Source organism: Halorussus rarus (genome assembly GCF_003369835.1).
Lineage (GTDB): Archaea > Halobacteriota > Halobacteria > Halobacteriales > Haladaptataceae > Halorussus > Halorussus rarus.
Genome location: NZ_QPMJ01000003.1, coordinates 296,364 through 318,387 on the forward strand (window position 1 = coordinate 296,364; position 22,024 = coordinate 318,387).

Annotated in this window: 16 protein-coding genes; 4 read left to right on the top strand and 12 right to left on the bottom strand. The window is 68.4% G+C overall.

What is annotated here, in order from left to right; all coding sequences use genetic code 11:
• Positions 1 to 77 precede the first annotated feature (77 nt).
• The 3 genes from DVR07_RS17650 to DVR07_RS17660 all read right to left on the bottom strand — a co-directional run bounded on the left by DVR07_RS17650 (position 78) and on the right by DVR07_RS17660 (position 3,989).
• Positions 78 to 947, bottom strand: a complete 870-nt coding sequence (locus DVR07_RS17650) for a universal stress protein (protein ID WP_115798627.1) — start codon at positions 945 to 947, stop codon at positions 78 to 80.
• Between the two features lie 225 nt (positions 948 to 1,172).
• Positions 1,173 to 2,561 (bottom strand): hemolysin family protein, encoded by a 1,389-nt coding sequence (locus DVR07_RS17655; RefSeq protein ID WP_115798628.1) that lies wholly within the window; start codon positions 2,559 to 2,561, stop codon positions 1,173 to 1,175.
• A gap of 456 nt (positions 2,562 to 3,017) precedes the next feature.
• Complete coding sequence (locus DVR07_RS17660; protein ID WP_115798629.1) at positions 3,018 to 3,989, bottom strand: D-2-hydroxyacid dehydrogenase; 972 nt, start codon at positions 3,987 to 3,989, stop codon at positions 3,018 to 3,020.
• Positions 3,990 to 4,180: 191 nt separating this feature from the next.
• On the opposite strand from DVR07_RS17660, the gene DVR07_RS17665 reads away from it, so the two are divergent.
• Complete coding sequence (locus tag DVR07_RS17665) at positions 4,181 to 5,503, top strand: amidohydrolase (protein ID WP_115798630.1); 1,323 nt, start codon at positions 4,181 to 4,183, stop codon at positions 5,501 to 5,503.
• Between the two features lie 107 nt (positions 5,504 to 5,610).
• Complete coding sequence (locus tag DVR07_RS17670) at positions 5,611 to 7,242, top strand: spermidine synthase (protein ID WP_115798631.1); 1,632 nt, start codon at positions 5,611 to 5,613, stop codon at positions 7,240 to 7,242.
• Between the two features lie 21 nt (positions 7,243 to 7,263).
• Here DVR07_RS17670 and DVR07_RS17675 read toward each other — a convergent pair whose 3' ends face one another.
• Together DVR07_RS17675 and DVR07_RS17680 are read right to left on the bottom strand one after the other, a co-directional pair.
• On the bottom strand, positions 7,264 to 8,631 hold the full coding sequence (locus tag DVR07_RS17675; protein ID WP_115798632.1) for an aspartate aminotransferase family protein: 1,368 nt from the start codon (positions 8,629 to 8,631) through the stop codon (positions 7,264 to 7,266).
• Positions 8,632 to 8,746: 115 nt separating this feature from the next.
• On the bottom strand, positions 8,747 to 10,372 hold the full coding sequence (locus DVR07_RS17680; protein WP_115798633.1) for a BCCT family transporter: 1,626 nt from the start codon (positions 10,370 to 10,372) through the stop codon (positions 8,747 to 8,749).
• 550 nt (positions 10,373 to 10,922) lie between these two features.
• Here DVR07_RS17680 and DVR07_RS17685 point away from each other — a divergent pair.
• Positions 10,923 to 11,576, top strand: coding sequence for a hypothetical protein (locus DVR07_RS17685; RefSeq protein ID WP_115798634.1), 654 nt, complete (start codon positions 10,923 to 10,925; stop codon positions 11,574 to 11,576).
• Between the two features lie 69 nt (positions 11,577 to 11,645).
• Here the strand turns inward: DVR07_RS17685 and DVR07_RS17690 are convergent, their stop codons facing one another.
• The gene (locus DVR07_RS17690) at positions 11,646 to 12,407 is read right to left on the bottom strand and encodes an SDR family NAD(P)-dependent oxidoreductase (protein WP_115798635.1); all 762 of its coding nucleotides are present in this window, start codon (positions 12,405 to 12,407) and stop codon (positions 11,646 to 11,648) included.
• A gap of 76 nt (positions 12,408 to 12,483) precedes the next feature.
• Positions 12,484 to 13,923, bottom strand: coding sequence for an ABC transporter substrate-binding protein (locus DVR07_RS17695; RefSeq protein WP_240318898.1), 1,440 nt, complete (start codon positions 13,921 to 13,923; stop codon positions 12,484 to 12,486).
• A 341-nt stretch (positions 13,924 to 14,264) separates the two neighbouring features.
• Here DVR07_RS17695 and DVR07_RS17700 point away from each other — a divergent pair, with 341 nt between their 5' ends.
• A complete protein-coding gene (locus tag DVR07_RS17700; RefSeq protein WP_115798637.1) occupies positions 14,265 to 15,395 on the top strand; it encodes a succinylglutamate desuccinylase/aspartoacylase family protein in 1,131 nt (376 codons plus the stop codon).
• A 56-nt stretch (positions 15,396 to 15,451) separates the two neighbouring features.
• Here DVR07_RS17700 and DVR07_RS17705 read toward each other — a convergent pair whose 3' ends face one another.
• From DVR07_RS17705 to DVR07_RS17725, 5 genes are all read right to left on the bottom strand, one after another.
• Positions 15,452 to 16,834 carry an aspartate aminotransferase family protein gene (locus DVR07_RS17705; protein WP_115798638.1) on the bottom strand — a complete coding sequence of 461 codons (1,383 nt, stop codon included), beginning with the start codon at positions 16,832 to 16,834 and terminating at the stop codon, positions 15,452 to 15,454.
• Between the two features lie 237 nt (positions 16,835 to 17,071).
• Positions 17,072 to 18,211 (bottom strand): ABC transporter permease, encoded by a 1,140-nt coding sequence (locus tag DVR07_RS17710; RefSeq protein ID WP_115798639.1) that lies wholly within the window; start codon positions 18,209 to 18,211, stop codon positions 17,072 to 17,074.
• 16 nt (positions 18,212 to 18,227) lie between these two features.
• Positions 18,228 to 18,881, bottom strand: coding sequence for an ABC transporter ATP-binding protein (locus tag DVR07_RS17715; protein ID WP_240318903.1), 654 nt, complete (start codon positions 18,879 to 18,881; stop codon positions 18,228 to 18,230).
• Positions 18,882 to 19,089: 208 nt separating this feature from the next.
• Positions 19,090 to 20,346 carry a hypothetical protein gene (locus DVR07_RS17720; RefSeq protein ID WP_115798641.1) on the bottom strand — a complete coding sequence of 419 codons (1,257 nt, stop codon included), beginning with the start codon at positions 20,344 to 20,346 and terminating at the stop codon, positions 19,090 to 19,092.
• 310 nt (positions 20,347 to 20,656) lie between these two features.
• Positions 20,657 to 21,958: a 5'-deoxyadenosine deaminase gene (locus tag DVR07_RS17725; RefSeq protein ID WP_115798642.1), complete on the bottom strand. Its 1,302-nt coding sequence runs from the start codon at positions 21,956 to 21,958 to the stop codon at positions 20,657 to 20,659.
• Positions 21,959 to 22,024: the final 66 nt, after the last annotated feature.

The window sequence follows — 22,024 nt, forward strand, 5'->3', positions numbered from 1 at the left end:
TCGATTGCTGCTCTACATTATGCCTCGGCAGGGGTTCTCTCAACGGAGGCGTCGGAAACCCTTCCTCCCGAGGGGATTTACTCCGGTTCGGCGACAGTCATGACGGGGACCGGTGCCGAGCGCACGGTCTTCTCCGCGACACTGCCGAGCAGGATCCGATCCGTGCCGCGTCTCCCCGTCGTGCCCATACCGACGGCGTGGATGTCGTTCGATTCGATGCAGTGGAGAATCTCCTCGACGGGCGTTCCACGTTCGATATGGCGAACCGTGTTCGTAACCCCACGTGACTCGGCTTCCGAGACGACAGCCTCGACAGCGTCGGTCGCAGCATCTTCACTTTCTTTGCCGGACCCCGTCGACCGGACGTCCAGTCCGAGTGCAGTGTCGTCCACGACAGACAAGACGTGTACAGTTGCATCGAGCGACGCCGCAAGCTCGATAAGATGACCGGCAGCGTGCGCCGCAGCGGTACTCCCGTCGGTCGGGATGAGGATGTTCTCGTAGGGGAACACGAGCTCCTCGTCGGGCTGCATGCGGACTGTTAGCACGGGAATCGACGAGAGCCGAACGACCTTCTCGGAGACGCTTCCGATGAGGTATCGTGAGACCCCTTCGCGGCCGTGGGTCGGCATCACGATCAGGTCCTGGTCGTACCGCTCGGCGTAGTCGACGATCGTGGGGGCCGGATTCCCCTGGACGATCTCGGTGTCGTACGAAACCCCGAGAGTGTCTAGCGTCTTTGCGGCCTCGTCGACGACATCCTCTCCCTGTTGCTCGAGCGCATCGACAGTTTCACCTTCGATGACGGTGACGCTATCGCGCGTCGTGTCGGCAACGTAGAGCACGTGGATGGTCGCGTCGGCCCAGTGGGCGATCTCGCTGGCGTGATGGAGCACCTCGGCTGCACCCTCGCTACCGTCGAACGGGAGAAGGATGTCCTCGTACATGATTGATAAGACGGGCTACGTTTGCCGGCCTCCTAATGGTTTTCACCTCTCTCGTAGTGGCTCCCGACCGCAGGAGATCGGACTACCGATCGCACGGTCCTGCGTCGCCACGTATCGAGTGCCAGTCTCGACTTCGGAACAGAGCCACAGAGGATAATTGTCGGCACGGGGTCCCCTGGAAGCCGAGTTACCTGTTCGAAGTCTCGACTGCTGAGACTCTCCCGGTCAATCGATTTCGCCCTCGCCGGCCAGCGACCCCTCCTCGACCGGATCGACGGTGTCGCGGTCGACGGTCACCCTGACCTTCTGAATACGGGTGTTTTCCACCTGTTCGGCTCTGAGCGTCGCGTTCCTGTAGTCGAACTCCTCACCCTGTTCGACGAGGCGACCCGCACGGTTGAAGAGGAAACCCGCGATGGTCTCGAACTCCTCGCCCTCGGGGAGGTCGATGTCGAGGGCCTCGTTGACCTCGTCGATGTTGACATCGCCGCGGACCAGCACCTCCGCGTCGTCGACGAACTCGATCGGGTGTTCCTCGTCACCCACCAGTATCTCGCCGACGATCTCCTCGAGCAGGTCTTCCATCGTGATGAGGCCCTCAGTAGCGCCGAACTCGTCGATGACGATGACCATGTGCATCCGGTTCTCTCGCATCTCCGAGAGGAGGTCATCGACGTTCTTGGACTCTGGGACGTGGAGCGTCGGGTTGACCACGTCCGCCACTTCGAGGTCAGCGAAGGTGCCGTAGTCGGACTCCTCCAGGTCACGGATATCGAAGAGCCCGACCACGTTGTCCAGCGAGCCCGCGTAAACCGGCAGGCGGGCGTGCCCTGCCCGCATACACTCCTGGATGGCCTCCGCGACGGTCGCGTCTTTGGAGATGGCCGCCATGTCGAGACGGGGGGTCATCACCTCCTTGGCGGTGGCGTCGGTGAACCGCAGGGTGCGCTGGAGTATCTGGCGTTCCTCCTCTTCGAGGACGCCTTCGCGTTCTCCTGTCTTGATCATGTTCCGAATCTCGTCGCGGGAGACGTACGAGGACTCGATGGCCGAGCCGCCGCCGGTAACCTTGTTGACAAGTGTTGTCAAGTAGTAGAACAGGGTGATGAGCGGCCACAGCACTTTCTCGACGATCTTCAGCCCTCGGGCGACGCGCCGTGCGTGCAATTCGGTGTGCTCGACGGCGTAGGACTTGGGTGCGCTCTCCCCGAATATCAGGACCATCGACGTGATACCGAGCGACGAGACGAGCACTGCCGTGCCAGGGTCGAAGTAGAAGCCGACGAGGGTCGTCGAAATCGAGGACATCGTGATGTTGACCATGTTGTTCCCCACGAGGATCGTCACGAGCAAGCGGTGGGGGTCCTCCTTAAGCGATTTGACTGCGCGGGCACCACGCTTACCCTCCTCGACCATCGCGTCGATCTGGTGGGCCGGCAACGAGAACAGCGCGATCTCGGACGACGAGAAGAACCCCGACCCGACGAGGAGCAGCAGAATCATGAGGATGCCGACTGCGGTGATCTCCGTCTGTCCCAGTTCGATACCGACGACCGGCACGGTGTACAGCGTGATACCGGCCTCCGATGCTGCTCTGAGCACGGATAACTCCATCAACTCTGGCTATTCGTAGAGCGGAAAAGTAACTCTTGTGGAACGTAGTAAATATTTATGACGGACACTCGGGGATACTGGATTATTGATGGACGGTTGTCTCGTAATTGTTCCACGAACCATTCAGTTCAAAACCCTACGATATAGGGTCTCAGAACGTTACTCGCTACCCTCGGTCAGACGGAGGCGACTACATCAACAACGTACTCGAGTAGCACCTTGTTGATGGAGAGACCTCTTGTGGTCCTTCTGTACTCCGATCTTATCGACATGAAACAGTACTTCGAGTGGGACCCGTGAGCAGTTCGATTCGCACACCCACGGGAGTCGCTCCACCATCAAGGAGTGAAACAGATATCGACCGCTTGCAGCATCCACGCTCTGTATTCAGCACGCAGTTCCTGTCAATTCACGCCATGTTATGTAAGGCGAACTTTTTGATCCGGCTACGAAGATTCATTCCGACTTCGGCGCGAGTACCTGATTCTCCAGTTCCTCGCCCGCCTCCAGCCGTCGGACGTTCTCTGCCACGATGTCGGCCAGTCGCTCCCAGTGCTTCGGCGTGTGGCCGCCGGTGTGGGGCGTGATGAGGCAGTTCTCGAGGTTCCACAGCGGGTGGTCCTCGGGGAGCGGTTCGGGGTCGGTCACGTCGAGCGCCGCGCCGCGGATCTTGTTCGACCGGAGCGCCGCCACCAGCGCGTCGGTGTCGACGATGGCCCCGCGGGCGGTGTTGACCACCACGGCCTCGGGCGGCAGGGTCTTGAGTTCCTCATCGCCGACCAGCCCTCTGGTCGTATCGGTCAGCGGGCAGGCGACGACGACGTACTGGCTCCGCGCGAACGCCTCGTGGATGGCGTCCTCGTCGAACCCGACCACCTCGTCGGTCGGGCCGCCCTTCTCGGGGGTGTACCGCACCCCGATGGTCTCGACCTCGAACCCCTGCAATCGCTGGACCACGGCCTGCCCGATGGAGCCCAGCCCGACCACCGTGACGGTGCTGCCCTGGAGTTCGCTCGACTGGAAGTGGCGCCACTCCCGCTTTTGTTTGCGGCGCCACCCCTCGTGGAGCCGGCGGGCGAACGCGAGCACGTTCCCGATGGCCTGCTCGGCGATGCCGGGCGCGTGGATGCCCCCGGCGTTGGTCACGGCCACGCCGCGGTCGGCCAGCGCGTCCGTCGGCACGTGGTCGGTGCCGGCGAAGGTGCAGGCGAACAGCTCCAGACGGTCGGCCGTCGCCAGCAGCTCCTCGTCGACCGTGATGCCGGTGACGACCCGGGCGTCGGCGACCAGGTCGCGCTCCTCGGCCGGGGTCCGGGCGTGCGCGACCCGCCGGTCGGGCAGCCGGTCGCGCAGCTCCTCGGCGTACGATGCCATCGACAGCCCTTCCGTCCCCTCGCGGAGGACGACGACGTCGGGTCGGTCGGTCATGGTGATTGTTGTGGTCTCGCGTCCGCGCGGTCGGCGGATCGTCCACGGTCGCCTTAGAGGCCCCGCTCGTGCACTGCGCGGACGCCGTTTCTGTGTTCGACTCGTCGCCCGCCCCCGACTTAATCCTTTTTGTAGCCGATATCAACGAAAAGCGTTTACAACTAAGTGGCTGGCGCGTGTCAGGGCCACGCATGGCACGACCGGTGCGAGACCGACTTGCCGAGACCCGACGCGAGTTCCACCGCTACCCCGAGCCCGCGTGGCGCGAGTTCCACACGACCCACCGACTCGTCGAGGAGCTCGAACGGATCGGAGTCGACGAACTCGCGGTCGGCCCCGAGGCGTACGACCCCGACGACCGGATGGCAGTTCCCGCGGACGACGACCTCGACGAGTGGCGCGACCGCGCCCGCGACCGGGGCGCCGACCCGGACCTGCTCGACCAGATGGCCGGCGGGAACACCGGCGTCGTCGCCGTCATCGACCGCCGGGATACTGACGGCGACGCTCCGGCCGACGGCGACTCCGCCGCCCCCGCAATCGGCCTCCGCGTGGACATCGACGGCCTGTTCGTCGAGGAGTCGACCGGCGACGACCACGTCCCGGCGGTCGAGGGGTTCCGGTCGGAGACCGGCGAGACGATGCACGCCTGCGGTCACGATACCCACATGACGTGGGGGCTGGCGACCGTCGAGGCCGTCAAGGACAGCGACTTCGCGGGCCGTCTCGTCGTCTTCTTCCAGCCCGCCGAGGAGGTGTCGGGCGGCGGCCACCCGATGGCCGAGAGCCGGTTCGCCGACGACCTCGACTACCTGTTCGCGGTCCACGTCGGCCTCGACCACCCGACCGGCGAGGTGGTCGCGGGCATCGAGAAACCACTGGCGATGTGCCACGTCGACGCCACCATCCGGGGCACCTCGGCCCACGCCGGGAAGGCCCCGCAGGACGGCGACAACGCGATGCAGGCGCTCGGGACGGCCATCCAGAACGCCTACGGGATTCCGCGCCACGAGGACGGGATGACCCGGGTCAACGTCGGGAAGGCCGAGGCCGGCACGTCGAGCAACGTCATCGCCGAGCGCGCCGACGTGGCCGCCGAGGCCCGGGGCGAGACCACCGCGCTCATGGAGTACGCCAAGGGCCGACTCCGGCGGGTCTTCGAGAACTCGGCCGAGATGCACGGCTGCGACCTGAAGTTCGACGTCGTGAGCGAGTCGCCCCGGGCCGACAGCGACCCCGAACTCGTCGACGTGATCGCGGACGTGGCCGAGGGCGTCGAGGGCGTCGAGACGGTCGTCCCCACCGCGGACTTCGGCGCGAGCGAGGACGCCACCTTCCTGATGGAGCGCGTCCAGGAGGAGGGCGGCCTCGCCTCCTACCTCATCGTCGGCACCGACCACCCCACCAGCCACCACACCCCGACGTTCGACGTCGACGAGCGCAGCCTCGAGACGGGTGTCGAGGTGCTGACCCGGTCGATACTGGCGGTCGGAGACGGCGGCCGGGTCGCGTAGCCGGCCATCCGGTCCCGTAGTCGGCGGCCGACGGACGCGACCTCGTAGTCGACTGTCGGCTGTCGGCGCGCCAACGTTAATAGTCCCGTGACTGTAGCTCTCCGGGAATGGGGGACCGGGAAGCACTCGGCCGGGCGCGACCGTCGCGGCCGGAGGTGGCGGTGTTCGTCTCCGGGGTCGCGAGCATGGGGCTGGAGATCGTCGCCGGGCGGGTCGTCGCCCCGCAGTTCGGGAGCAGCATCTACACGTGGGGCAGTATCATCGCCGTCTTTCTCGCCGCGCTGAGCCTCGGCTACTACCGCGGGGGGAAGCTGGCGGCCTCGCACGCGACGACCGACCGGCTGATCCGGCTGCTCCTCTGGACCGCGGCGTACGTCGCGGTGCTCATCTTCGCGGGCGACCTGCTGCTGACGGCCGCGGCGACGATACCGCTCCCCTCCCGGTTCGCCCCGCTGCCCGCCGTGACGCTGCTGTTCGGCCCGCCGACGTACTTTCTGGGGTTCGTCAGCCCGTACGCCGCCGAGCTCTCCGGGAAGGAGACGCCCGGCGAGGCGTCGGGGCACGTCTACGCGGTGGGGACCGTCGGGAGCATCGTCGGCGCGTTCGCCACCACCTTCTTCCTCGTCCCGGCGCTCTCGATTCCGCGGCTCGAGCTCGCCTTCGGCCTCCTGCTGGTCGCGACCGCGCTGTGGCTGGCGTCGCCGTCGTTCCGACGACGGCAGGTGGTCGCCGCGCTCGCGGTCGCGGCGCTGCTGGGCGCGGCCGTCGCCAGCGGGTCGTTCGGCATCTCGACCCACGGTCGGGTCGTCCACCAGACCCAGACCCCCTACCAGGAGCTCGAGGTCGCCGACCTCGGCGACACCCGGACCCTGTACCTCGACGGCCAGCGCCACAGCGCGATGGACCTCGACCACCCCCGCCGACACGTCTTCGAGTACACCCGGTACTTCCACCTGCCGCTCCTGCTGACCGACGGCGTCGACCGGGTGCTGTTCGTCGGCGGCGGCGGGTTCACCGGCCCCAAGCGGTTCGTCGCCGACTACGACGTGACGGTCGACGTCGCGGAGATCGACCCCGTGGTCATCGACACCGCCAAGCGGTACTTCGGGGTCGAGGAGTCCGAGCGGCTCAACATCCACAACACCGGCGGACGTCGGTTCCTCCGCCAGACCAACAGGACCTACGACCTCATCGTGCTCGACGCCTACAAGAAGGACAAGGTCCCGTTCCAGCTGACCACGGTCGAGTTCATGCGGCTGGCCCGCGAGCGCCTGTCGGCGGACGGGGTGTTGCTCACGAACCTCATCTCCGCGCCCGACGGTCCCGCCTCGAAGTTCTACCGCGCGGAGTACAAGACCATCTCGCGGGTGTTCCCGCAGGTGTACAGCTTCCCCACGACGGATGCGAACGTGATCCAGAACGTCGAGGTCGTCGCCACGAAGAACGCGACCCGGGTCACGGAGGCCGAGCTGCTGGCCCGCAACGAGCGCCGGGACATCGGCATCGACCTCGAACGGGAAATCCGGTCGTACCGGAGCGACGAGGACACCGGCGGCGTGCCGGTCCTCCGGGACGACCGCGCGCCGGTCGACAGCCTCCTCGACCCCATGGTCGGCCAGCGGTACGTCGTCCAGCGGTCGGCCGAGGGGAACGCCACGACGAGCACTGACGTCCGGGGCCGAGACGCCTCTTCGGCGTCGTTCGACTTCGGTCCCGAGAGAATCGCGCTCGCGGGGTGAGAAGAACACCGGGCCGAGCGCCTACGCGACCGACGCCGTCTTCCCGGCCGCCTCGACGGCCTCGTTGAAGATGCCGACGCCGAGTTCGATCTCGCGCTCGGTCGAGTCCAGCGGCGGGAGCAGCCGGACGGTCTTCGCGCCGCAGCCGAGCGTGAGGAGACCGCGCTTCAGCGCCTCCTCGACCACGGCGTCGCGGCGCTCCGCGGTGTCGAACTCCACGGCGAGCATCAGCCCCTTGCCACGCACGTCCTCGACGTGGTCGGCCGCGGCGTCCCGCAGGAGCTCCCTGGCCTGCCGGCCGCGCTCGGTGGCGTTGTCGAGCAGGTCGTGCTCCTCGATGGCCTCCAGCGTGAAGGCGCCCATCATCGACCCGAGGAGGTCGCCGCCGCCGAACGTGGAGCCGAGCCGATTCGCCTCCGAGGGGAAGACGTCCGACCGCGAGATGGTGGCTCCCACGCGGAGCGCCTTCGCGCTGGCGATGATGTCGGGCTCGAAGTCGTAGTGGTCCGAGGCCCACATCTCGCCGGTCCGGCCGACGCCCGACTGGATCTCGTCGACGACCAGCGGAATGTCGTACTCCTCGCAGACCGCCCCGACCTCCGCCGCGAACTCCTCGTTCGGGAAGCGGTAGCCGCCGACCCCCTGGACCGGCTCCAGCACGAGGAAGCCGATCTCGTCGGGATTGAGGTGGCCGCCCTCGGGCTGGAGGCTGTTCCGGAGCCGGGAGCCCTCGGCCGTGAAGAAGCCGCAGTCGCAGGGGCCGTCGGCCGGGTCGTGGTCGCGGTCGTCGCAGAACGGCACGGTCCGGACCCCGGCGATCTCCGGGTAGTGGCGGGTGTAGACCTCGTTCGACCGCGTGACCGAGAGGGTGCCCAGCGTCCGGCCGTGGAAGCTCCCGTCGAACGCGACCCCGTGCTTGGCGGTCGGGTTCCGGTCGTAGGTCACCTTCATGGCGTTCTCGACCGCCTCGGCCCCGGAGTTCGAGAGGAAGACGGTGTCCATCCCGTAGTGGCTCGACACCTCGGTCAGCTTCTCCATCAGGTGGCTCGACCCGGGGAACTCGCTCGACTCGGGGTCGGGGCCCGCGCCGTAGTAGACGTCCTGGCCGGCGATCTTCATCGGCTCGCGCAGGTCGAACTCCCGGAGCTTCCCGAGCACCTTCTCGTTGTCGTAGCCCAGCGGCGCGGCGCCGATGTGGCAGGTGAAATCGAGGAGGACGTTCCCGTCGACGTCGGTGACGAACGGGCCGTCGGCCTCGGCGGAGAGGTCCCAGACGAAGTCGTGGGAGTGCTCGCTGGGCGCCGCGTGCTCGCGGTGGAACGACACCCACTTCTCGGCGTTGGGGCCGGGGAGTGCGTCGGCGTCGGGCTCCGCGGTGTCCCTATTCATACACAGAAAATGTATTCACCGTCAATTAAAACTTGTTATCGGCGAGGTGGCCGTTCCCGTCGGTCGGCCGCCGGCCGGCGTTCCGCCGTCGGCGTCTCGCGCCGGCCGTCTCGCCTCAGTCGTCGTCGGTCGCGGGCTGCTTGGCCGAGGCCGACGTCTCGTCGGCGTCGGCCGAGCCGATCAGCCTCGTCTCGTCCTGCAACAGCACGCGGCCGTGGTCCGAACTGAACTCCCGGACGAGCCCGAGCATCGCGAACAGGCAGACGAAGGCGAACGGCGCGCCCGTGATGATGGCCGCCGACTGGAGCGCGTCGACGCCGCCGAGGGTCATCAGGATCGCGGCGGTCATCCCGAGCACCACGCCCCAGAAGACCCGGTTGATGGTCGACGGGCGGGCCTTCCCGCCGGTGGTCATCATCGACACCGCGAGCGTCGAGGAGTCGGCCGACGTGATGAAGAACGTGGTCACGAGCAGCATGAACGCGATCATCAGCACCGACCCGAACGGGAACGTCTCGAACAGCGCGAAGCCGGCGACCGACGCGCCGTACTCGCCGACCGGGCCGAGGATCTCGGCGCCGTTGTGCTGGGCCCAGACCGCCGACCCGCCCACGAAGGTGAACCACGGGATGGTCGCGGCCGAGGTGGCGACGATGCCGGTGAACGCGACCTCCCGGACGGTCCGACCCTTCGAGATGCGGGCGATGAACAGCCCCGCGAACGGCGACCACGACAGCGCCCACGCCCAGTAGAACACCGTCCAGCTGTTCATCCACCCCGTGGCGTCCGGGTTGCCCGCGCCGGTGAACAGGCTCATCGAGACGAAGTCGGTGAGCATCCCGCCGACCGCCTGGGTCCCGAGCAGCACGAGGAACACCGACGGACCGAGGACGAACGTCACCAGCATGAGGACGACGAACGCGATCATGTTGAAGTTCGAGAGCCGGCGGATGCCCCGGTTGACGCCCAGCACCATCGACACCGTGAACAGCAGCGTCATCGTCGTCACGACGAGGATGATGCCGACGTTCCCGAGGTCGATGCCCCACTGGTAGTCGAGGCCGGTGATGAACTGGCTCCCGATGAAGCCCAGGGAGGTCGCCACGCCGCCGATGGTCGCGAAGACGGCGACGATGTCCACGAACTTCGCGGCGATGCCGTCGAGGTTGTCCGGCCCGAGCACCGGCGCGAGCGCCGAGGAGACCCGGAGCGGGACGTCGTCGTAGTTGTAGGCGAAGTAGCCGATGGCGATGCCCATGAGGGTGAACACCGCGAGCTGGGGGAGCGCCCAGTGGAACAGCGTCTGCTGGACCGCGATGACCATCGCCTCCGAGGACCGCGCCGAGACGTCGAACAGCGGCGACGGGTTGTCGTAGTAGTACAGCGCCTCGGTCGGTCCCCAGAAGACGACGCCGGCGGCGAACCCGGCCGAGTACAGCATCGCGAAGAACGACAGGAAGCTGTACTCCGGCGACTCGTCGCCCAGCTTCAGGCTGCCCCACGGGCCGACGATGAGGTACAGCAGGAACACCACGACGAGGAAGACGATGAGCAGCAGCGCCCAGTTGAGGTACTGGTTCATCACCGAGTTGCCGACGTTGATGCCGTCCTGGACCAGCCCCGGGTTCAGAAAGTACAGCGCGATGATGCCCACCGTCAGCCCCGCGCCGAACAGGAAGACGACCGGGTCGAGCTCCTCGCGGAAGCGCCCGACTGCGCCGAGGTCGTCGGACCGGCTCACGCGCGACCACCTCGCCAGTTCGCGTCGTCCGGCGACGGCCTCGCGGCGCGGTCGTCGGAGCGCCGCCCGGACGGAACGTCGGGACGCGCTGTCGTTCGTAGTCGGGTCCCCGCACGTCGATGTCGGCCGTGGTTGCTGCGTTTCATGTAATGTTCACACCCTACCATGTTGCCCGGTGCCGCACACCACGCCAGTCGTTAATTATCGTGATAAACGTTACGATTACTGGAGTCGATGAATACAAAATACGTTTACAGAATCGGACGAGATACGCTATCTGTTGATAGGTAAAACGATAATCCGGTGACGGAGACGGAGGGAACGAACTCGCTCGTCGGGACCGACGCTTCCCCGACCTTCCCGACGACCGCTCGGACGAACCGATGGACGGGCGACTGTAAACGCTAACTGTGAACGATCCGGGTCCGAAGCCCGCCACGGCTCCGCCGTCGTCATCTCATCGGGCCGGCACGGTCGCTCGCGACGCGAGGAGGCGGATATTCGGGGGTCTACCGTAACTCTTAATCCCGAACGTATACGAATTCCGTGTATGGTCGAATCCTCCGACGACCCCGACGCCGAGGACAGTCTGGCCCACTCGGCCGACCGCGGCCGGGGCATCCTCACGCCGAGCGACCGGGAGTTCCTGCTCGGCCGGAAGACCGACTACACCGAGCACTCCAAGAAGCAGAAGCGCAACCGCATCCGGCGGCGCATCCGGAACGCCATCCTGGACTTCAGTATCCTGTTCGAGCATCTCGAGGACCGCGACCGCGAGACGGTGTTCGACCCCGACGACGACGCCCGCGACGCCTACACCCGGGGCATCACCGACATGCTGGCGTTCCTCCACCTCGGGACGATGGGCTACTACACGCCGTTCAAGCACATGCTCGCCCAGGGCGTCAACAAGGCCGAGCAGGAGCTGGCGGGCTCGGACTACCGGATGGTCACCGTCGACTTCAACGTCGACCCGGTGGGCCAGATCGACGTCGACGACGTCATCGACAAGCTCGAGTTCGGCGACTTCGAGGAGATCACCGACGAGGAGCTCCGGGCGTTCGCCCGGCTGCTCTCGGAGTCCGAGGACTTCTCGGCCACCACGCTGCGCTCGGACATGAAGGAGCAGATGTCCGCCTACATCGAGGAGGTGTACGCGGCGGCCGAGCAGCGAGACCAGCGCGTCGAGGAGCTCAACGACTGACCGCGGGGCGGGCCGCTCGCCGGACGCTCCCGGCTCCGCCCGCCGCCCGACGCGACGGGCTGTTTCGCTTCACCCGCTCTCGAACCCGCCGTCGACGACCAGCCCGTGGCCGGTCACCCACGACGCGTGCTCGGACAGCAGGAAGGCGACGCAGTCGGCGACCTCCTCGGGCTCGCCCAGCCGCTTGAGCGGGTACTGTTTCTCCATCTGCTCGCGGGCTCGCTCCGGGTCGTCGCGGCCCGCGAAGTACTGGTCGGTCAGCGGCGTGTCGACGAACCCCGGACAGACCGCGTTCACCCGGACGCCGTGGGGGCCGGCCTCCTGGGCGGCCGCGCGGGTGAAGTTCAGCACCGCGCCCTTCGTCAGCGAGTACACCGACTGGCGGGGCAGGCCGAGCTTGCCCGCGATGGAGGACATGTTGACGATGGCGCCGTGGCCCTGCTCCTTCAGGAGCGGGAGCGCGGCGTGACAGCAGTTCCACACGCCGTTGATATTGACGTCCATCACGAAGTCCCGAACGCTCTCGTCGACGTCCTCGATGACCTCGCCGGGGTGGCCCACGCCGGCGTTGTTGAACAGGCCGTCGAGCCCGTACTCCTCGTGGGCGGCCTGGATGACGCTCGCGACCTGCTCGGGTTCGGTCACGTCGAGCTCGTGGGCCTCCGCGTCGCCGCCGTCGGCGCGAATAGCCTCCGCGACGTCCTCGGCGCCGGGCGCGTCGACGTCCGTGACGATCACCCGCGCGCCGTACTCGCCGCAGCGTTTCGCGGTCGCCTCGCCGATGCCGGAGGCGGCGCCCGTGACGAGCACCGTCCTGTCGTCGAGTCGCATACTCCGCCTACGAACCCCCGTCACATAACTTTGGAACCCGGCGCGGCCCGCTCGACCCCGTCTCGTACCCGGCGCCCTATCTGAACCCCATCTCGTAGGCGTAGATGAACTCGTCGCGCCGGGGCGTCCACTGGAGCCGGGTGTTGAGCCCGTAGACGCTGAACTGCTGGTTCAGGTAGACCCACGGCGCCTGGTCGTGGCACAGCTTGTTGGCCCGCCGGAAGAGCCGCTTGCGCTGCTGCCGCTCGCGGGCCTGCGATGCCTGCCGCATCAGGCTGTCGAGCCGCTCGTTCTCGAACGAGGTCGAGACGCCGTCGCTGGTCAGGACCGGGCCGATGGAGACCGACGCGTCGAACATCTCGTTGGCCCAGCCGATGAGGTAGAACGGCGGGCTCGTCGTGATGTCGCCGCTGGCGACCTCCTCGACCAGCGGGCCGAACTCCCGCTGGCGCACCGAGCACGAGACGTTCGAGAGGCCGTCGATGGCGTTGGCGACCGCCTGGGCGATCTCGATGTCCTTGAGGTAGCGGCCGACCGGCGTGTGGAGCGTGATCGACGCCCCGGCGTGGCCGCTCTCCTCGACCAGCCGTTCGGCCCGTGCGGGGTCGTGTGGGTACGGCTCCACGTTCGGGTTGTGGCCGAACACGATGTCGAGGGTCGGCTGGCCGGTCGGCGCGCCGAACCCCGCCAGCACGTTCTCGACGATGCTCTCGAGGTCGACGGCGTAGTTCATCGCCCGCCGGAACGCCACGCTGGAGAACGGCTCGACGTCGTACCGCATGGCCGCGAACACCAGCCGGGTGCTCTCGGCGGCCTCGACGGCCCGACCGTCGGCGGACCTGATGCGCGAGACCTCCTGGGGCGGGACGTTGACGACGACGTCGGTCTCGCCTTCGAGGAGTTGGTTGACCCGGGTGCTGGACTCGCTGGCGGCGGTGAACCGCAGCCGGTTTATCGCGGCGGGCTCGCGCCAGTAGTCGTCGTACCGCGTGAACGTCACGTGGACGTCCGACTGGTACGACTCGAGCTGGAACGGCCCCGTTCCGTTCGCCTGCCTGTTGATCTCGGCCGTCGAGCGGCTCTGGACCCACGACTTCTCCATCACCTGCCCGAAGAAGCTCGCGAGCTGGTCGAGCAGGATGGGGTTGTAGCCGTTCGACAGGACGTCGACGGCCCGCTGCCCGTCGACGACCTCGGCGCCCGTGATGGGCTCGAGCGTGGACTGCTGCGGGCTGGTGATGCCGACGCCGTTCCGCACGATCCGGTTGATGCTGAACGCGACGTCCTCGGGCGTCAGCGCGTCGCCGTTGTGGAACGTCACGCCCTCCCGAATCTGAAATCGGACGCGTCCGGCCTCGACCCTGTTCCACTCGGTCGCCAGCCGGGCCGTGACGGTCCCGTCTCGCTGCCTGGCCACGAGGTTCTCGTACGTCTGGCGCAGGATGTTGCCGTCCGGCGTGTTCACGTGGTCGTGCGGGTCGAGCCCGCCGAGCAGCTGGCCCTGCGTGACCGTCACCGAGTTCGACTGACTCCGCTTCCCATCGTCGGCCTCACTGCGCTCCGGTCGTTCGTCCGCCCGGCTCCCCCGAACGCGCCCCGAAATCGAAGCGGCCGCGAGTCCCGAGCCCGCGGACGCGAGTAGCGTGCGTCGTTTCATGTTCTCCCTCTGGCACCGACTCCCACGGTGCCGAACACCACACCGTATCGGTGAGCTCCGGTTTAACAGTTACGGATACCGTGGTGGCCGAAACCGAATTCTGTGTACGGCCGGCACCGTCGGCTGCCGAACCCGGTGAAAGCGTCGGACGGGGAGCGACGCCCGACCACGTTTTTGGCGATGCGGAGCGAACGCCGGGCATGGACATCGGAACCGTCGACTCCCGGCCGGGCGAGGTGTCGCGGGGGTACGTCGAGGCGACCCGGCTCCCGACCGGCGGTCCCGAGCGGTTCCCCGTCATCGTCGCCGAGGGCAACCGCGAGGGGCCGACGCTCTGGGTGACCGCCGCGATCCACGGCGACGAGGTGACGAGCCTGGCGGCGGCCCAGGACTTCTCGGACCGGCTCGATCCGACCGAGCTCGCCGGTCGGGTCGTCTGCCTCCCCGTCCTGAATCCGGCCGGCCTCCGCCGGAACCGCCGGACGTCGTACTACCACGGCGACGACCCGAACCGCTACTTCCCCGCGGCCGACGCCGGGTCGGCCCGGCCGCCGCGGGTCCAGGAGCTCGTCGACGGGCGCCTCTTCGGACTCGTTGCCGACTCCGCCGACGCCTTAGTGTCGCTCCACTCGTCGTGGGCCGGGTCGGCGTCGTACGCCATCCGGCCGCGGGTGCCCTACGGAGCGGCGGACGACTCCGCGGAGACCGACGGTACCGACAACACCGACGAGCCCGCCGGCACTGACAGGCCCGGCAGGACGAGAGCCGAGGCCGAGGAGATCGCCGACCGGCTGGCGGACCTGACGGCGGCGTTCGGTCTGCCGGCGGTCAACCAGTTCGACGGGGACCGGGTCGAACGCCAGGGACTGCATCGGTCGCTCGCGGAGGCCGCGGTGCGCGAGGCCGGCGTCCCGGCGTTCACCCCGGAGCTCGGGGGCCGGTACGTCGTGGAGGAGGAGGCGCGCCGGCTGGGCGTCGAGGGGCTCCTGAACGTCCTCCGGGCGATGGAGATGGTCGACGAGCCGGTGCGGACCGACCAGCGGGTCGAACCGCCGGTCGAGCCGCCGCTGAAGCGGGCTATCCACCCGTACACCGACACCCCCGGCGTCGTCCGGTACCGGGTCGACGCGGGCGACGTGCTGGCGGAGGGGGACCCAGTCGCGGACGTCCTCACCCCGCACGGCGACCGGAAGACCACGGTCCGGACCGACCGCGAGGGGTACGTGCTGAGCCGCCACGAGGGCGTCGCGGTCTACGAGAACGACCCGCTGCTGGACCTCGCGGTCCCCGACGACGACCCCCTGGTCGTCTCCGCGGAAGCGACCGAGTGACCGCGTCGGCGGATTCGACGCGCCCCGAACGGTCGCGGTCGACGCCCCTCGACCGCTCAGGCGCTCTGCTTCCCGCCGGCGACGACCTCCCGAATCGCGTCCGCGATCACGTCCATCGCGGTCTCGGCGAGCTCCTCGGTGATGACAAGCGGCGGGAGCAGCCGGAGCACGTTGCCGTGTCGGCCCGCCTTCCAGACGAGGACGCCCCGCTCGTAGCACCGCTGTTGGACCGCGTCGGCGGCGTCGGCGTCCGGGTTCCCGTCGGCGTCGACGAACGGCGCGCCGACGAACAGGCCCCGGCCCCGGACCTCGCCGATGCGCCCGGTGTCGTCGGCGACCTCACCGAGGCGGTCCCGCACGTACTCGCCGACCTCGCGGCCGTGGGCCAGCAGGTCGTGGGCCTGGATGTACTCGATGGCCCGGGTACCCGCCCGCATCGCCACGACGTGGCCCCGGTAGGTGCCGGCGTGGTCGCCCGACCCCCAGGTGTCGAGCTCCTCGCGGTACATCGTGGCCGACAGCGGGAAGCCGACGCCGCCCAGCGCCTTGGCCGAGGTCATTACGTCCGGGGTCACGCCGTCCCACTCGCTGGCCCACCACTGGCCCGTGCGACCCAGGCCGCTCTGTATCTCGTCGAACACCAGCGTCACGTCGTTGTCGTCGGCGAGGTCGCGCAGCCCCTGCAGGAACCCCTCCGGCGGGACGACCACGCCGCCCTCGCCCTGGATGGGCTCGACGAAGATGCCCGCGGGGTTGGCCAACCCGCCGTAGGGGTCCTCGAGGATGGCCTGGACCTCCTCGAGCGCGCGGTCGACCGCCGCCTGCGGGTCCTTGCCCTGCTCGAACGGGTTGGGGTACGGCGCATGGACCACGTCCGAGAGCAGCGGCGTGTAGCTGTCCTTGAACCCCTTGTTGCCGGTGAGGCTCATCGCCCCGCTGGTCGCGCCGTGGTACGCCCCGCGGAACGCGATGAGGCCGTCGCCGCCCGAGTTGTACTTGGCCAGCTTGATGGCCGCCTCGACGGCGTCGCTGCCGGTCGGGCCGCCGAAGACGACCTTGTTGTTCCCGGCGAGCGCCCCGGGCGCGATCTCGTCGAGCTTCTCGATGAGCTCGAGGCGGGCCTCGGTCGGGAAGTCGACGGTGTGGACCAGCTTGTCGGCCTGCTCGTGGACCGCCTCGAGCACGTACGGGTTGGCGTGGCCCACGTTCAGCACGCCGATGCCCGCGAACATGTCGATGAAGGTGTTGCCGTCGACGTCCCGGACCGTCGCGCCCTTCCCCTCCTCGAAGGCGACGGGGATGTCCTCGGGGTAGGCGACCGCGCTGCTGTCGATCTCGCGCTGCTTCTCGAGCAGCCGCGTCGAGTTCGGCCCCGGCACGGTGTCTACGCCCGGTGCGTTCTCGTAGTGAAGTTCGTCGATATGTGGTCCGGTCGTCATACGAGAACGCATGGGAAATAGTCGTAAATAGTTTATCCACGGTTTCTACACACAGCGTACACAGAAACTGATTCCGTGGCCGGGTCGGTCTCGTCGCTCCGACGTCGCTCGGTCGTCGGGGTGGAAGCCGGTGAAAGCGAGAACGCGACGAACGAACGGGAACGCGGAGACGCGAGGGAGCGAACCGGGCCGCGACGGCGAGCCGGCGGACCGCCCGCCGGCCGTCGGGAATCTTCGTCAGTCCCGGAGCGCCTCGACCGGGCGTTCGTTGGCGGCCTTCCACGCCGGGTAGATGCCGCTGAGGACCGCCGCGCCGACGCCGAACGCGAAGCCGACGCCGATGTACCGGATGCCGCTCGCGGTGAACGCGAACGGGTCGCCAAGCAGCTGCTGGTTGATGAGCAGGCCGAGCGCGACGCTGAGGCCGGCGCCGATGACCGCGCCGATGACCCCGAGCAGCGTCGACTCGCCCAGCATCAGCCGGAGGATGTCGAACCGGCCGTAGCCGACCGCCCGGAGCACGCCGATCTCCTCGCGGCGCTCGATGACGCTCATCAGCTGGACGTTCAGGATGGAGATGCCCGCGACCAAAAGCGAGATGCCGCCCACGCCGAGCAGGAACAGGTTGATGGTCGACATCTGCTGGTTGAACTGCTGGATGCTCGACTGGAAGTCGATGATGTTGTAGCGCTCCTCCCGGCCGAAGCCGAGGCGCTCGCGCAGCATCATCGCGGTCGCGTTGGCCTCGGTGGGCGAATCGGTCCGGATGTGGACCTGCGTGTACCCGTCGCCGCTGAACGTGGACATCGGCACGAGGATGCCGTCGTCGATGGTCTGGAGCGCGCCCGTTCGGGGCTGGTCCTCCAGCACCGCTGCGATGCGGTAGGACCTGTTGTCGAGCCTGATGCTGTCGCCGACCCCGAGGTCGTAGTCCTCGGCGGTGGTCGCGCCGACCACCACCTGGTCGCGCCAGTTGTCGGGTATCGCCCCCTCCCGGGCCGAGACGTACTCCGTGGCGTCCTCGATGCCGTAGAGCGACACCGTCCCGGAGTCCCGGAGGTGGCGGAACCGGGCCTGGCGCTGCTTGACGCCGTAGGCCGCGTCGTCGGCGTCGAGGTTCGCCTTCACCTGCGAGACCTGCGTCGGGCTGAGCAGGCCGCCGGCGTCCTCGCCGGGCATGACGAGCACGGTGTTGCCGATGGACGCGCCCTGGAGGAAGGATAGCTTGAACGCCACGCCGAACACGCCCAGCGACGAGATGGCGACCACGCCGATGACGACGCCCAGCATCGCGAGCACCGACCGGGTCTTGGCCCGCGAGAGGTTCCGTCGGGCCAGCATCGCCAGCGGGAACCGCTCGAACAGCCAGTCCATCATGCGTCGGTCCCGCCGTTCATGTGAGCTCTCCGTCGACCAGTTCGACCGTCCGGTCGGCGAACTCGGTCACCTGCTCGTCGTGGGTGACCGCGACCACGGCGACGCCCTCGTCGGTGATGCGGCCGAACTCCGCCAGCACCTGCGAGCCGGTGTCCCGGTCCAAGTTCCCAGTCGGCTCGTCGGCCAGCAGGAGGTCGGGCTCGTTGATCAGCGACCGCGCGACCGCGACCCGCTGCTTCTGGCCGCCAGAGAGCTGGTTGGGCAGGTGGTCGAGCCGGTCGCCCAGCCCAACGCGCTCGAGCAGTTCGGTGGCCCGCCGGTCGGTCGCCTTGCGGTCGCCCTCCAACAGCCGGGGAACCTTGACGTTCTCGACGGCCGACAGCGTCGGGATGAGGTAGAAGTTCTGGAACACGAACCCGACGGTCCGCTTGCGGAGCCGGGTCCGCTCGGCGATGGAGAGGTCGCTGATCGAGGTCCCCTCGACCGTGACGGTGCCCTCGGTCGGGGTGTCGAGCAGCCCGAGCTGGTTCAGCAGCGTCGACTTGCCGCTCCCGCTCGGGCCGACGATGGCGACGAACTCGCCGGCGTGGACCGCGAGGTCGATGCCCTTCAGCGCCCGGAGCACGCCCTCGCCCGAGTCGTACTCCTTGACCAGGTTGCGCGCCCGGATGACCGCCTCGCCGTCGGCGCCGCCGGGCTCGGCGTCGGGGGCCGCATGTTCGTCGCCGGCCTCGGCATCGAGGGTCGCGGATTCGTCGCCGGGCTCGGTATCGGGAGTCGCGGATTCGCCGCCGGGTTCGCCGTCGGCGGCGGTGGGCCCGTCACCCGCCTCGGCGTCGGCGCGCACGGACCCGTCGTCGGCCATCGCTGACCCGTCGTCAGTCACCGCGGAACCACCTCCAGCCGCCCGCGAGCGCGATCACGGCGACCAGGCCGACGCCGAGCAGCGCCAGCGGCGGGCCGGAGCTCGACTTCGCCGGCTGCTGCTGGTCGGTCTGGGGCACGTCGTACTCGACCGGGACGGTCCGGACCCGCCGCACGCCGTCGACGATGTACGAGACCCGGAGCGGAATCGTCACCGTCGAGGCGTTCGCGTCGAGCCGGGCCTGGACCTTGAACGAGCTGAAGTCGCTGGTGGGAATCTCGCCGACGAAGTACTCGGCGGTCGACTGGCCCGGGCTCACGTCGCCGTTCGACTCGACGCCGACGACCGCGCTCAGCACGTCGGTCGTGCCGACGTTGCTCGCGCTCCCGGTCACCTGGAGGGTCCGGCCCTGCCGGGTGACCGAGACGCCGGTGAGGTTGACCGAACCGGGGTTCGACAGCTCGGTGAACGTCGGCGTCAGCGTCCGACTGACCGACCGGTGGGTCCCGTTGGCGGTGGTGTACGACAGTGCGGCGGTCAGGTTCGCGGTCCCGACGGTGTCGCCGGTCACGTCGAAGGCGAACGTCTCGGACGTCGTCGCCGCGAGCTGGGCGAGGCTCCGTCGGTTGTCCTTGACCGTCACCCCGTCGCCGGTGAGCCGGAGCTCGACGTTCCTGATGCGCTCGTCGATGCCGTTGGTCAGCGAGACGTTGAGCGTCGTCTGGCCGCCCGAGACGGTCGGCTCGGTCGCGACGGCCATCACCGGATGGGGGTCGTACACCGAGACGTCCACCGGATGGACGACCTGGTAGTCGTTCCCGTTCTCGTTCTTGAACTTGACGTGGACGTAGAGGGTGTGCTCGCCAACCTGGTCGAGCTCCATCGACTGGTTGTTCCGGAGGTGGCCGCCCGACCAGAGCCGCCTGTCGGGCTCGTCGGCGACGACCTTCTCGCCGCCGCGGGACTCGCGGACCGTGACGCCCTCGACGAACACGCTGCCGTCGCCCGCGGCGACGTTCTCCACGTGGGTCGTCAGGGTGAAGTTCGACCCCGCTTCGGGCTGGGTCTCGTTGAGTTCGGTCCGGACCGACACCAGCGTCGGGACCGACGCCGCGCGCACGGCCGACCCGTCGACGGCGACTGCGTCGTCGGACAGGTCGACGCTCGCGGCGTCGGCCGTCGGGGCGGCGCCGACCGTCGCGGGGACGACGCCGGCGCTCGCGGCCGAGAGGACGACGAGTAGACAGCCGAGCAGTCGGGCCCCGCTCATCGAGAGGGCCTCCGGTCGGTCGTCAGACCGTAGTGCGCGCGGGAGGGTTCGCCTGCCGTGGGAGACTGGGCCGCAGCGGAGGATTCGAAGCGGTCGCCGACGACCGTGACCGGGCGCGAGGCTCGCCGGCCGGTTTCGGCACCGCTCCGTTCTTCGTCGATTAAAGACATGTGTCTCGAATTTCACTCTCGGTGCTACAGTTAAGAATCTTAGGATTTCGGGGTGATCGCCGCCCGTGGTCCGTCGAACGGTCGAAAACGGCCGCCCCCACGATACCGATACTCGATACGTTCCGAACGCCGACCCCGCGCTACTCGGCCTCGACCGGCAGGTCGTACTCCCGGGCGCGTCGCCGGATCGCCTCGGCGTCGCCGGTCCGCAGTTCCCCGTCCTCGTACACCGCCTCGCCGTCGACCATCGTGAACGCGACGTCGTCGCCGTGCGCCGAGAAGACCAGGTGCGAGAACACGTCGTGGAGGGGCACGGCCCGGGTCACGTCGGTCGTCAGGCCGACGATGTCGGCCTTCCACCCCTCGCGGAGCCGGCCGACGTTCTCGAAGCCGGCCGCCCTCGCGCCGTTCTCGGTGGCCATCCGGAAGACGAGTTCGGCCGGTGCGGTCGTCGGGTCGAGGTGCTCGACCTTCTGGAGCAGGCTGGCCTGGCGCATCTCGGTGAAGGGGTCGAGGGTGTTGTTGCAGGGCGGACCGTCGTTGCCCAGCGCGACGTTGATGCCCCGGTCGAGGTAGTCGGTTATCGGTGCGATGCCCGAGGCGAGCTTCATGTTCGAGGACGGGCAGTAGGTGACGTGGGTGCCGGTCTCGGCCAGCACCTCGCGCTCCGACTCGTCGGTCCAGATGCAGTGGGCCAGCACCACGTCCTCGCCGGTCAGCCCCACCTCGTCGAGCCAGTGGATGTTCCGCCGGCCGGTCCGGTCCTCGACGGTCTCGACCTCGTCGCGGTTCTCGCTGGCGTGAGTGTGGATGCGGACGCCGTCGTAGGCGTCGGCGAGCTCGCGCGCCCCGCGCAGGCATTCCTCGGTGCAACTCACCGCGAACCGGGGCGTGACCGCATACTGGATGCGCCCGCCGTGCGTGTCGTGGTGCTTCTGTATCAGGCGCTCGGTCTCGTCGAGGCCCTCCCGGGTGCCTTCCAGCAGGCCGTCGGGCGACTCGGTGTCCATCAGCACCTTCCCCATCCGGGCCCGGATGCCCAGGTCGCCCGCGGCCTCGAACGCCTCGTCGGCGTGGCGGACCGACAGGTGGTCGATGGCGGTCGTCACGCCGGATTCGAGCAGTTCGAGGTAGCCCAGTTCGGCCGCGATGCGCATCCCCTCGGCGTCGAGGCCGGCCTCCATCGGCAGCACGTAGTCGAACAGCCAGTCCAGCAGCGCCGTGTCGTCGGCGATGCCCCGGCCGAGCGACTGGACCGAGTGGACGTGGCCGCCCACCGCGCCCGGCGCGAGCAGGTCGTACTCCCGGCGCTCGCGGTCGGGGTAGGTCTCGACCAGTTCCTCGCGTTCGCCGACCGCGACGATCTCGTCGCCCTCGACGACGACCGCGCCGTCCTCGACGACCGTGTCGGCGTCGGCGACGACCGTTCCCTGAAGTAACATCCCGGCCGGACTATGGGGGAGCCCGGAAAATACCCATCGATTCGCAACCGTCTCCGTCGTGGTTAC